At 59.4% G+C, this 13,855-nt stretch carries 13 protein-coding genes and 1 pseudogene; 9 read left to right on the top strand and 5 right to left on the bottom strand.

Going from position 1 to position 13,855, the window contains the following annotated elements; genetic code table 11:
• Positions 1-192 precede the first annotated feature (192 nt).
• On the bottom strand, positions 193-1,119 hold the full coding sequence (locus sake_RS11860) for a LysR family transcriptional regulator (protein WP_178946124.1): 927 nt from the start codon (positions 1,117-1,119) through the stop codon (positions 193-195).
• Between the two features lie 196 nt (positions 1,120-1,315).
• Here sake_RS11860 and sake_RS11855 point away from each other — a divergent pair, with 196 nt between their 5' ends.
• From sake_RS11855 to sake_RS11840, 4 genes are read left to right on the top strand one after another with little or no spacing between them, the layout of a single operon-like run.
• Complete coding sequence (locus tag sake_RS11855) at positions 1,316-2,623, top strand: NAD(P)/FAD-dependent oxidoreductase (RefSeq protein WP_178946123.1); 1,308 nt, start codon at positions 1,316-1,318, stop codon at positions 2,621-2,623.
• Positions 2,624-2,669: 46 nt separating this feature from the next.
• Entirely contained in the window at positions 2,670-3,089 is a 420-nt protein-coding gene (locus sake_RS11850) for a RidA family protein (RefSeq protein ID WP_178946122.1), read from the top strand.
• Positions 3,086-3,757 carry a DUF1028 domain-containing protein gene (locus tag sake_RS11845; protein WP_178946121.1) on the top strand — a complete coding sequence of 224 codons (672 nt, stop codon included), beginning with the start codon at positions 3,086-3,088 and terminating at the stop codon, positions 3,755-3,757. The genes sake_RS11850 and sake_RS11845 overlap by 4 nt, the downstream gene beginning before the upstream one ends.
• A gap of 21 nt (positions 3,758-3,778) precedes the next feature.
• Positions 3,779-4,939, top strand: coding sequence for a M20 family metallopeptidase (locus sake_RS11840; protein ID WP_243155690.1), 1,161 nt, complete (start codon positions 3,779-3,781; stop codon positions 4,937-4,939).
• Between the two features lie 376 nt (positions 4,940-5,315).
• Here the strand turns inward: sake_RS11840 and sake_RS11835 are convergent, their stop codons facing one another.
• Positions 5,316-6,707: an MFS transporter gene (locus sake_RS11835; protein WP_178946119.1), complete on the bottom strand. Its 1,392-nt coding sequence runs from the start codon at positions 6,705-6,707 to the stop codon at positions 5,316-5,318.
• Between the two features lie 812 nt (positions 6,708-7,519).
• On the opposite strand from sake_RS11835, the gene sake_RS11830 reads away from it, so the two are divergent.
• The 4 genes from sake_RS11830 (at position 7,520) to sake_RS11815 (ending at position 10,556) form a co-directional block, all read left to right on the top strand.
• Positions 7,520-8,020, top strand: a complete 501-nt coding sequence (locus sake_RS11830) for a GNAT family N-acetyltransferase (protein WP_243155689.1) — start codon at positions 7,520-7,522, stop codon at positions 8,018-8,020.
• A 90-nt stretch (positions 8,021-8,110) separates the two neighbouring features.
• A complete protein-coding gene (locus tag sake_RS11825) occupies positions 8,111-8,623 on the top strand; it encodes a hypothetical protein (RefSeq protein WP_178946118.1) in 513 nt (170 codons plus the stop codon).
• Between the two features lie 122 nt (positions 8,624-8,745).
• Entirely contained in the window at positions 8,746-9,315 is a 570-nt protein-coding gene (locus sake_RS11820; RefSeq protein WP_178946117.1) for a helix-turn-helix domain-containing protein, read from the top strand.
• Positions 9,316-9,380: 65 nt separating this feature from the next.
• Positions 9,381-10,556, top strand: a complete 1,176-nt coding sequence (locus sake_RS11815; RefSeq protein ID WP_207718908.1) for an MFS transporter — start codon at positions 9,381-9,383, stop codon at positions 10,554-10,556.
• A gap of 38 nt (positions 10,557-10,594) precedes the next feature.
• On the opposite strand, the gene sake_RS11810 is transcribed toward sake_RS11815, so the two are convergent.
• The 3 genes and pseudogenes from sake_RS11810 to sake_RS11800 form a co-directional block, all read right to left on the bottom strand.
• The gene (locus tag sake_RS11810; RefSeq protein ID WP_178946115.1) at positions 10,595-11,161 is read right to left on the bottom strand and encodes a GNAT family N-acetyltransferase; all 567 of its coding nucleotides are present in this window, start codon (positions 11,159-11,161) and stop codon (positions 10,595-10,597) included.
• 248 nt (positions 11,162-11,409) lie between these two features.
• Positions 11,410-11,718 (bottom strand): annotated as a pseudogene (locus tag sake_RS11805) (GNAT family acetyltransferase); the annotation flags it as partial.
• Between the two features lie 45 nt (positions 11,719-11,763).
• The gene (locus sake_RS11800; RefSeq protein WP_178946114.1) at positions 11,764-12,750 is read right to left on the bottom strand and encodes a zinc-binding dehydrogenase; all 987 of its coding nucleotides are present in this window, start codon (positions 12,748-12,750) and stop codon (positions 11,764-11,766) included.
• A 164-nt stretch (positions 12,751-12,914) separates the two neighbouring features.
• Here sake_RS11800 and sake_RS11795 point away from each other — a divergent pair, with 164 nt between their 5' ends.
• The gene (locus sake_RS11795; protein ID WP_178946113.1) at positions 12,915-13,796 is read left to right on the top strand and encodes a helix-turn-helix domain-containing protein; all 882 of its coding nucleotides are present in this window, start codon (positions 12,915-12,917) and stop codon (positions 13,794-13,796) included.
• Positions 13,797-13,855 lie beyond the last annotated feature (59 nt).

Raw genomic sequence — 13,855 nt, 5'->3', positions numbered from 1 at the left:
TTGTTGCTCAGTCGTTGAAGAATCGGCAGGGACCGTCAAACAGGTCGGCAACCCAATCTGACAGAACAGTAGTCTCTTCGGTCCTCTGGTTCGGACCTGCTCGAAGCGGCACCGTTCAGCGGGGGCGTTTGCTGAAGATTCCGGTGGTCAGGGCGCTCAGAGAGTGGGCGGTCCTAGTGGGGCCGAAATCGCTTACTCAGCCCCGACTGCCAGTTCCGATCGATGTTTCTCTACCTGATGGTGGATCGCCTGGGCCACGGCCCTGATGCGCGCGGTGGTCCGCTGTGATTGGAGCTGGGCGAGGACAACAGCCAGCGATGGGACATCATCTTCGATCTCGACCGTCACCACTCGACCGCCATCGTAGGTTCGCTGATGTCGCGGTCGCTGGTGCAGTAGTGAGAAACCGTGTCCATTCGCTACGAAGGTTCGTACCGTCTCGAAACTTGCCGAGCGATACCGGACCTCGGGCTCTAGGCCTGCCTGTCGCAGAAGAGAAAGCATGACGTCACGGCTATATGGCAGGTCCAAGAGGATGAAGGGTTCCCCGTGCAGTTCACTAAGAAGCAGTGACTCGCGCTCGGCCAAGCGGTGATCTGCCGGAAGGCAGATGTACGGCCGCGCGCTGTCCATCGTGGTAGTTGTGATTCCCGAAGGTGTGCCCAAATCGTAGGTCAGCGCCAAATCCGCCCGTCCCTCAAGCAGCGCTGCGGCGCAACCGGCGGCATCGGCCTCGGTCAGTGTGACCTCCAAGCCGGGATAGTCCTTGGACAGATGAGCCAACAGCTCGGGAAGCAAGACCGGCGAAAGCGTGGAGAAGCAGACCAACCGCACCCGGCCGGTGAGATTATTTCCCTCTCCCTTGGCATGGTCCAGGACCTCTTCAACATGGGCGAGGATTGCACGGCTGTCGTGCAAGAACAGTTCCCCTTCGGGGGTCAGGACTAGACCTTTGGATCGCTGGCGGATGAACAATTGCGTGCCGATTCGACGTTCCAACTGGGTCACTGCCGAGGACACCGCCGATTGGGCGACGTTGAGGCGTTCGGCCGCACGCGTCATGGACAGCCGTGCCGCTGCCTCCACAAAGTATTCGAGCTGAGTGAGTGTGACGTCCATAGGCACACGATACACAACATCATCAGTTAAACCGATGCATTAGGCCACTAATTACTAATTTACAGATGGAGTGTGCTGGACCACGATAGAACATGTACCCGATACCCACGGTCGGTCGCATGTGAATACAGGAACCGACCAATCCCCGCCCCACACATTCATTGTTGGCGGGAAATAATGTGAAGTGGAGGCAGCCATGTCGGAGGAGCAGACTGAGGTTCTGGTCGTCGGGGCCGGGCAAGCCGGGGTCGCGATGAGCGAACATCTCAGTCAACGCGGGATGAGCCACGTGATTTTGGAACGCGACCGAATAGCGGAGAAATGGCGTACAGGGCGATGGGATTCTCTGGTCGCCAACGGACCTGCATGGCACGATCGCTTCCCGAATCTTGAGTTCAAAGAAACCGATCCAGATGGTTTCGCTTCCAAGGACCAGATCGCCGAATATATGGTGGATTACGCTCACATGATCGACGCACCAATTCGATGCGGTGTGGAGGTTGTGTCCGTGCGCAAGAACATGGGGCGCCCCGGGTTTCGGGTTGAAACATCAGCAGGTGTCATCAACGCCCAGTACGTTGTGGCTGCGACCGGCCCGTTCCAGAAGCCGGTCATTCCCTCCGTCGTCCCGAAGAATGTGGATGTTGATCAGCTCCATTCCAGCTCCTACCGCAATCCCGAGCAATTGGCCGACGGCGGTGTCCTGGTGGTTGGAGCCGGATCTTCCGGCGCACAGATCGCCGAAGAACTCCATCGCTCTGGGCGCGAGGTCTACCTGGCCGTTGGCCCGCACGACCGTCCTCCTCGAAGCTATCGGAGCCGGGACTTCTGCTGGTGGCTGGGCGTTCTCAATAAGTGGGAGGAAACTGCGCCGACGGCTGGAGCCAAACACGTCACCATTGCTGTCAGCGGCGCCAATGGAGGACGCACCGTGGACTTCCGCCGGCTGGCGCACGGTGGTATCCGTCTGCTCGGACGGGCGGAATCCTACGAGAACGGCGTCGTTCACTTTGCTCGGGACCTTCCCGAGAACATCGCCCGAGGCGATGCCAACTACCTGTCCTTATTGGATGAGGCCGACGAATACATTGCCCGCAATGGCTTGGACCTGCCGGAGGAACCGGAGGCCCGCGACTTCGCCCCGGATCCGGAGTCTATGCGGGACCCGCTCGAAGAGCTCGATCTCGCAGCCTCCGGGGTGAAGACAATCGTGTGGGCGACCGGTTTCTCTGTCGATTACACCTGGCTTGATGTTAATGCATTCGACGAAAACGGTCGGCCTAAACACCAACGTGGGGTCTCGACTGAGCCGGGCGTCTACTTTCTTGGCCTGCCGTGGCAGTCCCGCCGAGGATCCAGCTTCATCTGGGGTGTTTGGCACGACGCTAAGTACATCGCTGATCACATCGCGATCCAACGTAACTACTCAATGTACAAACCCGCGCATACAACATGGGAGCGGTCGCTTGAGGCTCAGTCAGAGTCGGTCAGCTCGATCTCCTAGGCAACGCCGATCCCGTCTTACCCCCTCAACCAAAGGAGAACTCCTCATGAAGCACACTCGTATTCGTCCTTTCAATACCAAAGACACATATCCCGAACAGAACCTGGACAACGATCTGTGCCAGGCTGTGGTGGCCAACGGTGTCGTCTACCTGCGCGGGCAGATCGGACAGGATGTGGACACTCGGGAGTCGGTGGGCATCGGAGACGTCAGGGCTCAGACTGAGCAGGCCATGAGCAACATCAAGATGTTTCTCGAGGAGGCCGGCGGCGAGCTCGAGGACATCGTCAAGGTCACGGTCTACATCGTCGACCCGCGTTATCGAGAGGAGGTCTACCAGACCATGGGACGCTGGCTGACAGGCGTTTTCCCGGTCTCGACCGGCATAGTGGTCTCTGCTCTGGCCAGACCCGAATGGCTCGTGGAGATCGACGCTACTGCGGTCTTGAGCAAGGAGTCGGCATGACATTTAGCATTATCGGAGCTGATGGGCAGGGCCGGTACGGTCTGGCCGTTACTTCTTCGTCCCCTGCGGTCGCTGCCCGTTGTGCGCACCTTCGCGACGGTGTCGGGGCGGTCAGCTCGCAGAACATCACTGATCCGCGCCTGGGCACGATCCTGCTGGACCGTCTGGAGTCAGGATCGTCTGCACACCAAGCACTCGACGAGCTCGTGGACGAGACCGACGACATAGAGTACCGCCAGTTGGTGGTGCTCGACGCGCAAGGCGCCTCGGCCGTTTTCCACGGAGACGAAACGCTCGGCAAGCATGCCGAGGCCCACGGTGACCATTGTGTATCCGCCGGAAACATGCTGGCCAATGCCAGTGTGCCGCAAGCGGTGTGCGAGGCGTTCGAGGGAACAACCGGTGAGCTTGAACAAAGACTCCTCGCGGCCTTGCAGGGAGGAATTGCCGCTGGCGGTGAAGAAGGCCCCGTTTACTCCGCCGGCTTGAGCGTGGTCTCAGGTCATGGATGGAGAGACACTGACCTTCGAGTGGATTGGCACGAGGACCCCATCACAGCACTGGAGGACCTGTTAAAGACATGGCTCCCCCGGCGTGAAGACTATGTGACGCGTGCCGTGGACCCGGCTGCATCGGTCGGGTACGGCGTACCTGGCGATGACCGCTGAGAGACGAAAGACGCTATGAAGATGAATACTGGTACCAAGAAGGATGCGTTGAGCGAGGCGGTCAGGTCCAAAACCGAGGCCGTCCTGCCGGAGCTTATTGCTTATTCGGAACGACTTCATGCCCATCCCGAACTGGGGTGGAAGGAGTATCAGGCTGCAGCCTGGAGCGCGAACCTTCTGGAATCCCACGGTTTCAACGTAGAACGGGAATATCTGTCATTCCCTACAGCATTCCGAGCGGTGGCTGGTAAGGGACGACGCCGGATTGGGCTGATGGTCGAATACGATGCGCTTCCCGGTCTCGGTCACGCGTGTGGGCATAATTTGATCGCTGCGATCTCGTGTGGTGCCGGAATCGCCCTCGCCCAGCACGCTGCCGAGATGGATTTGACCGTGGAGGTCTTTGGCACTCCTGCTGAAGAAGGTGGCGGCGGCAAGATTGAGCTTCTTAACCGCGGAGCTTTCAACGGGCTGTCCTTGGCCATGATGGCTCACCCTGGACCCGTGGACTCGGCCGATGTCAGACCCTACGCCGTGGCCCATCACCACGTGGAATATACGGGACGGTCTGCTCATGCCGCTGCCTACCCGGAACAAGGTGTCAATGCCAATGATGCGTTCATCCTCGCGCAGACGGCGATCGCTTTAATGCGTCAGCAGCTGCCGTCCGGAACCCGAGTTCACGGGATCCAAACCCGCGGGGGAGAAGCCCCGAACGCCATCCCGGAGAAGACAGAGGGGCGCTGGTATGTCCGTGCCGGGTCGCTTGACAGGCTCAAGGCCATTGAAGAACGAGTGAAACAATGCTTCGAAGGAGGCGCCGTCGCCACCGGTTGCAGGCTCTCCATGACTCCTGAGTCCGAGCCGTACTCGGAATTCAGAACAGAGGAGGCAGCAATGGATTTGTACGTCGGCCATGCTCAAGCGCTTGGTCGTCGTTTCGATGCACCTGCTGAACAAGCCACGATGAGTCGGGCCTCGACGGATATGGGCAACGTTTCACAAACCGTTCCCGCGATTCATCCTTATATCGGTCTCGGCTGCTATCCGGATACGAATCATCAACCGGGATTTGCCCAGCACTGCATCGGGGCAGCTGCAAATCGCGCGATTCATGACGGGGCGACCGCTCTTGCACTGACCGGCCTTGATTACGTCGCCACTCTCGTGGAGACAGAATAATGAGATTCCAAGGACAACGGGCCGATCAACTCGACCGGAAAAGGATCCGTTAGGGGTCCAAGATGCCCCTTCTCAAGAATAGTGGGGTCTCACGCCCATTCATCCGAGTGAAGGAATAGAATATTCGACGAGCTCTCTCTCGCAAGGGGAAACGCACCATTGTGCGGATCTCAGGATCCCTGCCTGCCCGTACGTGGTCCATCCGCTCGCAAGATCGCTCTGAGAAGATGCACTGCTGGTTCTTTCAGGGGAGTTTCGGCACACGTTGGGTCAATAAATGTCATGAGCCGCATGTTCCAACCATTCTTTATGCCTTGATTGAAAATGAATTACTGCGTGTTTTGTATTTCAAGCGAACACACTAGCTTTGAAACGGTCAATTGCGAGCCTCGAGGTCGGAAAGCAGACCGTTCTGTTCAGGTGTCCTCTCCGTCAGGGAGGGAGCGATCCGGCCCCCGAGGTCGGCTGGCTTCAATAGCGGCACCCCTCGGGTCTCGGGGAGGGAGAGGACGGTGACGATGCCGACGACACCGATGGCCAACAGGAAGTACCCAGGGGTCAGTTCGCTGCCGGTCGTGTCGATCACCCAGGTCAGGGCATAGGGAGCAGTACCAGCGAATAAGGCTGCAGTGACGGCGTATGCGATCGACAGGCCTGTCTGGCGGGTCCTCGTCGGGAACAGCTCTACAATGGTCACGGCGTGGGTTCCAAGGATGATCGACAACAACAGGGCCAACCCGAAGGTCGACGCGAAAACAGCCCAGGGGGCACCCAGGTTCATGAGAGCAAATAGGGGAACCGAGAGCGCCGTCAGGCTGATGGCCGCTGTCATGAGGACGGGCTTGCGTCCGAATCGGTCAGAGGCGATTCCGGATATTGGCACGGCGATCAGTCCTAGCGCCGAGGCGAGAGCGGACAACAACGCCGCCCGGGACGGATCGAAGTCGAGGTAGACTTCTTGATACGTAAGCAAATACACAAGAACGACATAGAAGGTGACATTCATAAAAATTTCCATGCCGCACGTTTGAATAAATTCCTTACGGTTTCTGGTAAACATCTCCTTGATGGGAGCCTGGGAGAGCGATTCCAGGTTCTGGATCTTTTCAAATTCAGGAGTGTCCTCAATCTTGGTGCGGAGGTAGAGCCCGATTAGGCCCAGCGGGACAGTGATGAGGAACGGGATCCTCCATCCCCAACTCAGGACTTCCTCTGAGCTCAGCGTCTGGTTAAGCGCAAAGACGACGATGGAGGCGAGGAGAAAACCTGACAGACTGCCAACCTCCAGCCAGCTACAGCCGAACCCGCGGTGCTTTTTCGGAGAGAACTCGCCCAGGAAGGCAGCAGCGCTCCCGAATTCTCCACCGGCAGCTAAGCCCTGGACGACGCGCGTAGCCATCAGAAGGATTGGTGCCCACACGCCGATTTGGCTATAAGTGGGCAGGGCGCCAAGTACTAGGGTGGCCAAGGCCATGAACAGGATAACCAGTGACAACGTCCGTTTTCTGCCGAGGCGGTCGCCGAGCCTGCCGAAAATTACAGCTCCCAGGGGCCTGACGAGGAAAGAGACGGCAAATACGCCGAAGGTCGCCAGCAGCCCGGCAGTCTTATCAGATCCAGGGAAGAAGATTACCGCGATGGTGCTGGCCAGATAGGCATATACCGCCCAATCGAACCAGTGCACCAGAACGCCGATCGACCCGGCAATGACACTTTTCCGCAAGCTTTTCTTGTCGACGAGCTCGCTGAGCTCTCTTGTCTGACTCATCCTAAGGCCCCTTTCCGCGATGCTTCTCGCCTCATTGAGAGGTGGGGCGACACCTGGCTCCGATTGTTGGTATTGCTATGTCGAAGACACCGTCGTACAGGACCCGTTCGATCGGCCTCCTGATGCAAGGATTTACGAACTATTTCTGACGACTTTTCGCTATCCCTTCGACGCTGATGTAGGGGTAAATGACATCGACCACCTGCGAGACATTTCCCCCTCGCCCCCATGTGGTCAGACACTTGAGACATTGAGATATCTCACGACGACCTTCTTCTCCCGTAGGGAAGCTTCGGTGGTTTCGACCCATCGTATTGAGTGATCCGGTTCACTGCTACCATCGTTTTTCGATATGGCGGATCGGATATCGCGATGCAGAAACATTTTTCAAACCACGTCCTTGGTCCCAGGCCCGAAGATGTTCCGAGGGGTACCGCATGGCTAAATGCACGACCCTAGGTGTTGAGAGGTCAGGGCATTGTTCAGAGTCCCGGGGCCGAAGACGAAGCTGACTGGATAGCGAAAAACTGCCGTGATTGCGGCGGTGAGTGCCCCACGATCCGGGACGGAAGATGCGTCTCGTGTTGGGGGAGGGGAGTGCAGAGGAAGTCCGAGCGGCCCCACGCAGGGAACGATTCCCATCGCCGCGCGGGTTCGACTAGGCGAACCCATAATCAGTCTGTCTGCGACTGGCAGGCAGAGTGTTTGTTCCGTATCCGACGGGCCGGTTTCCGGAAACCGACCAGTCACGGTGGATCCGGCTCCACCTGCAACCGGACCTCCTGCCGTAGGGCTGGGTATGCTCTGCAAGCATGGAACCGTTGCGCTTGCCCCTGCGTACCAGCAGACTCACACTTCGCTTGCATCAGGAATCCGACGCCGCCTGGATGCATCGGGTTGACTCGAGTCCGGAAGTTTGCCGATTCTTGCCCTACGGTCCCTTCTCGGCAGAGGAGGCTGTGCGCAAGAACCGTCAACGCATGAATCGCACCGGCCTGGATGGCGGGGAAGGTTCGCTCGGTCTCGTGCTCGAATACCAGGGGGAGCCTTTCGGGTCGATATCACTGTGGTTGACCGACCGCCGATACCGTGCCGCCGAGATCGGGTGGGTCATCGACCCGGACTACAGCGGAAAAGGACTGGCAACCGAAGCCGTCACAGAGATGCTGGATGCAGCTTTTGGGCACTACATACTCCATCGGCTCGAAGCGCGGGTCGATCCCAGAAATACAGCCTCAGTCAGACTGGCTCGGCGTGTAGGAATGGTCCACGAGGACCATCTGCGGGAAGACTTTTGGATCAAGGACGAATAGACCGACACTCTCGTCTTCGGCCTCCTTGCAACCGATTCTCGACCTTCAGCCGGAGGGGCGGGTTCGGCGGCCGTGTCGTAGGCGATGGCCGTGGGTCTGCCTCGCGAGGTGCCGGTACAGCGGCTTGATGAAGACCATAGAAGCACCCCCGCGATCGGGACACTCGGGTGGGGCGTTCTCGTCTGCGCAATGGGCACCGGTATGCTCGTCGCAGGAGCCGTGCTCTACCGGGCGAAGATTTCCCGACCGCTTGTTATCGGGCTCCTCGGGGCGGCCAGTAATGCAGCCACCCCTTTCGCTTTGATTCTGGATCTGTATTTGCTGGCCCTGACACCTTTGTTCGCCATAGGTGGGATCGGTGTTGGAGTCTTCACCCTCTGTTGGATGTCGGCGCTGCAAACGAAAATCCCACCTGAGCAACTGGGCAGGATTTCGACTTTCGACGCGCTCGGATCCTACGGCGCCATCCCGATCGGAACCGCAGCGGCAGGCCTGCTCGCAGGCCAGGACACAGTCCTTACTCTCAGCATGGCAGTGACCCTGGTGTTGGCCAGCGCCCTCACACCACTGCTCCTCAGTAACGTCCGGCAACTTTGCACATAAAACCGCAGTAGCCAACCGGTTGATAATAGAACACGATGCGACCCAGCTCGCGAAACAACCATGAGAACGGAATTGTGCACAATACTTGTTGCGCAATAACTCTTGTGGAGTATGCTTGTGCCATGTCGCAGTCGCCGAATCTTCAACGCACCAGTCAGATGCGCGTGCTGGCCCATCCCACCCGCCTTCGACTCTTGGCCCTATTGCGGGAGCTGGGACCGCAAACAGCGGCCCATCTTGCCAAACACGTCGACGAAGCCCCGGGCACGCTAAGTTATCACCTCGCCAAACTGGCCGAGGAAGGCTTCATCGAACCTGCACCCGAAGCAGGTACGGATGCCCGCCAAAGGTGGTGGAGAGCCTGCAACGAAAAGACGAGCTGGACCAACGCTGAATTCTCGAGCGACCCCGAAAAGCTCTCAGCGCAAAAGGACATGTATAGGTTTGTTTTCCAGTACTACAGCCAGCAATTCGATACATATCTCGATCAGACCGTCACCCTCACCGACGATTGGGTCAACTCCGGGTTCGCTACCGACCGTCATTTCCGGCTGACGTCGCAGCAACTCCACCAGCTCAATACAGAAATCCAGGCCTTGGAACAACGATGGCTTGAAATCAGTGCCCTGAACAAGGGAACGGACAACGCAGCAGCAGTCTTCTTCCTCGCGCAGGGCTATCGGCAGCCGTGAGACCCCAAGGTCCTCCACCGTTGACTCCGGATCAACCGAATGGCTCTGGGCCTTTCAATATCGCCATGTGGTTGACCGGGTTCGGTCTGGGGCTGGTTGGGGATCAAGTTTTCTACCTGGCTTTGGCCTGGACTGCGGCACAAATGGCCGCCCCGGCGATGGCTGGGTTGATCGTCGGAATTGGAGCAGCCCCTCGGGCAGCGTTCCTTCTATTCGGTGGAGCGGTATCTGATCGTTTCGGACCTCGACCAGTGGCACTGGTTTCAGATGCGGCTCGCTTGTTGACCATGCTCGCCTTCGGGACCCTCGCTATCACCTCAGCAGGATCCATACCGGCGCTGATCATCCTCGCACTAGTTTTCGGTCTTATCGATGCATTCTTTCTTCCCGCTGTCGGAGCGCTTCCGACCCGGATCGTGACCCAAGAACAGCTCGGAGACGTGCAAACCATCCGTTCGGCAGTTCAACGAATTTCCACCGTGGTAGGACCGCCCTTGGGTGGCTACCTCCTGAGCACCTTCGGCTTCGCCACCGCAATATTGGCCAACGTCATATTAGTCAGCGGGTCGTGCACAGCTTTATATTTCACCCGAGAACTTCCACAAGAGAAACTTGATGATAAAGATTCTGCTGAAGTCGGCCTCGTCCAAGAGGCTTGGCAAGGTATCCGATACGCCCTGCGCGACCCTGGCCTGAGGGCCATGCTTATCCTGATCACCATCGCGGAATCCGCCTATACCGGACCATTCACCACCGGACTGACGCTGTTAGCACGTGAATCTCACTGGCAAGCCAGCGAAGCCGGGATGGTCCTAGCGTTCTTCGGCGGCGGCGCCTGCATTTCAGCGCTTGGTCTGACCCTCTTTAAAGCAGGTTCAAACGCTGGGGCCTTAGCGTTGGCCGCAATCGTGGCCATGGGTCCAGCCGTCGCAGCAATAGCGCTTTCGACCAGCCATGCGCAGGCTGCCCTGTGTGCATCTATCGCTGGAATATTTGCCGGGATCAGTGCGACTCTGCTAGTCGCACTGTTCCTGACGCGGACCGACCCTTCCCACGCCGGACGAGTTATGGCTGCCTTGAACCTGGCCACCCTGGGCGCTGCTCCTGCTTCGTATTTCTTCTCCGGGCTGATCGCCAGCTCCTTCTCACCGGCAGCAGTGTTCATAGCAGCCGGGGCACTGCTCTGTTTCAGCGGTGTCCTTGGGCTGATCTCGCCAACTTTACGGAACCAGCGCTTCTAACCCCATGGCTCCATGGCCAGGCCCGCAAACTCATCCCCCTAATTCGGGGCGATCACGGCCATGTAATGGACATCGACCCACGCATCATCAAACCGAAGCGCATCCCGACCGGTCCCCTCATAAATAGACCCGGCCTTCCCGTAAACCCGACGTGCGCGCGGATTGAAGTCGTACACTTCCAGGCTGATGCGGTGTAGACCCAATGTCGTGAGACCGTGGCGAACCATCAAGCGTGTGGCTTCGGTGCCAAGCCCCCGTCCGCATCCAGAAGCACCGATCAATGTTCTGAAATTGCATGAGTGGTTCTGCTGGTCCCACTCATTGAGAACAATCTCCCCGACCATGGCTCCGGTCGAATGATCGACAACAGCCAGCACCAGCCGGTCATCGGCAACCGCCCAGGCCTGATAGATCTCACGCAAACGTTGAATCGGTATACCCGTAGGTGGTTCATGGCTTGAGTGCACCGACCCGGTCAGTTGTGCGCTCTCCTGATCCGAGTGGAGGATCACATCCATAGTTTCTGCGTCTTCACCTCGAATAGGACGCAGGGTCACCAAATCACCGTGCAGAGTGGGTTTGTCGGGGAAAGTGGACTTAGTCATGCACACAGTATGGACTGAGTGCGCGTATTCAGGTCCCTGGCCCGTGATCAGAAACCCAAAAACCGGGTCGCCCGCACGAGAACCTGGGCAGCGATCTCCGGGATACTCATCAACCCGAGACCGGGCAATTCCAGCAATTCATATTCATACCTGCCGGACCCACAGGCGGCGGCTAAAGCTCGTGCTTCGGACAGAAGAGCGTCAACCGAATCAATTGCAACCCGTGCACATTCCTACGCATCAGACGCTCAGTCGCTGATCAGTCGTTTGCCCAGGTCCACGGTGTCATCTACCCGGTACCCGAGGTGTTCGTAGAAACCGACGACTTCGGGGTTCGAAGCTCGTGTCTGCAAGTTCACCTTAGGGCAACCAAGCTCCAGCAGAGCCGCCTCGACATGTGCCATAAGTGCACGGCCTATGCCTCGCCCGCGAGCCTCGGGAGCGGAGGCAAGATAGTTCACCCAACCGCGATGGCCGTCGTAACCGGCCATGACGGTGCCGATCACTCGACTGTTGTCCCCGACAGCGACAACGAACAGTTCAGGCTGAACGGTGGCTTTCCGCGCAACCGGCCAGGGCGATCCCGCCCAGAACGTGGACTCTTAGGCAAAGGACAAGACGACCTTCCCGATCGCCTTGCCGGAGCGCAGCCGCTCGGTGGCCTGTTGGATGTCCGCGATGTCGAAGGCGGAGTCGATGACGGGGCGGATCTCGCCGCGTCCGACGGCCGGCAGCACCTTTGCGCGCAGACCCTCCAGAATCGGAACAGTTTCCCAGTCCCGGGAGAACCCGAAAGAGACGCCGCTGACGGTCAGGTGCCGGTAGGACAAGGAGTCGATATTAATCGTGGAGGCAGGACCGGCCAGCCGTCCGATGTTCACCACGTGACCGTCTATGGCCGTGGCGGGCAGGCATTGGGCGAACGTGTCGCCGGCCACGTGGTCGAGGACCACCTCAGCGCCCTTGTCACCGGTGGCGGTGAGCACAGCCTGGGTGAGGTCTTCCTCCCCGGTGACGATCACGGTGTCCGCGCCGAGGGCTGCGAGTAGCTCCCGTTTATCGGCACTGCGGGTGGTCGCGATGACCTGTGACGCACCGAGCGCCTTGGCGATCTGCACCCCGATCATGCCGATCCCGGTCGACGCCCCCGTGCTCAAGACGCTCTGTCCTGGCTCGAAGCCTGCGACGGTGAGCGCCCCATACTCGGTCAGTAGAGCAGTCGGAAGTGTGCACGCCACGTCCGGGTCGAGAGTTTCGGGCCGTGACAGCACGAACCGGTGGTCGGCCACGATGTATTCGGCAAACGCTGACGGGAAGGTGCCCATCACCGGGTCGCCGACCTGCCAACTGCCGCCGTCTTCCCCGACGGCGGCGATCTCTCCGGCATACTCGAATCCCGCAATGGACTCTTCTCCGCTGCCTCCATTGCAGGGATCGGCCTCGTCCAACATGGGCAGATCGGCACTGTTCGTTGCCGAAGCATAGTTGCGGATGAGGACCTGACCCCGTCGCGGCTGCGGGACGGGCACGTCGTCGACCGTCCACTGCGGACCGCGACCGCTGATCAGTGCTCGCATCATGTCAGTCATCCCTGCGTTTCTCCTTCGATGTCGGCATGGCCGTGAACCTGATCCCGAATCACGGCCGTTGCGCCCAGCATCCCGCCGATCACCCCGCTTCGACAACGGAAGAAATCATCCAGGGATGTTTTCCTCCCTCCCACCTCAGGCAGGGACGGTGGAAGGATGTGGGCATGGCTGGTGATACGAAGATGAACGAGCTCGGCACGTTCCTCAAGACGAGACGCGGTGAGCTCACGCCCCGCGACGCCGGGCTCCCGGAGGGCTCCGGTACTCGGCGTGTGGTCGGCCTACGTCGTGAGGAAGTGGCGCAGCTAGCTTCGATCAGCCCCGACTATTACACGCGCATCGAGCAGGGCCGCATCAAGGTCTCCGCTCCCGTGCTGAACACCCTCGCTGAGGTTCTGCAGATGGACGACGACCAGCGGCGGTACCTGGTCAGTCTCGCGGGGAAGCCCTCCAACCGGGCTCCGCGCAGGACCGTGCAGAAGGTCCAACCACAGCTACGGCGTCTGCTCGGTGATCTGATGGCGACGCCGGCGATCGTGATGGGTAGACGCATGGACATTCTCGCGTGGAACGACCTGGCGGCCGCGATGATGGTCGACTTCGGGAAGATCCCGCAGAAGCACCGCAACTACGTACGCATCTTGTTCACAGACCCGGTGATGCGTGCTCTCTACGCCGATTGGGAAAGCGTCGCCCAGACGGCGGTCGCGCAGCTGCGCATGGAGGCCGCGAAATACCCCGACGACCCGCGATTGAGCTCACTGGTCGGAGAGCTCTCCGTGCAGGATTCCCAGTTCAGTCAGTGGTGGGCCGGTCGCACGGTCAAGAGCCTCACCATCGGCACCAAGACGCTCAACCATGCGACGGTCGGCGAACTGGTGCTCGACTGGGACACCCTCGTCGAAGCGCACGACGCCGAGCAGCAGCTCGTCGTCTGGACGGCCCCGCCGGAGAGCGCCACTCACGAGGCCCTGCGCTTCTTGGCCTCCGGGGCCGCCGGCGAGACGACGGAGCAAGAGGAAGGCCGCACCACCGGATCGGGCTGAAGCTCACACGGTTTCGACCTGCGGTCCGACGAGGTCACGGAAGGCGACAGAATCTGGCC

It is taken from the genome of Kocuria sp. TGY1127_2 (genome assembly GCF_013394385.1).
Lineage (GTDB): Bacteria > Actinomycetota > Actinomycetes > Actinomycetales > Micrococcaceae > Rothia.
The sequence above is the reverse complement of the archived record's forward strand: the minus strand, read 5'-3'. Positions and strand labels throughout refer to the sequence as shown.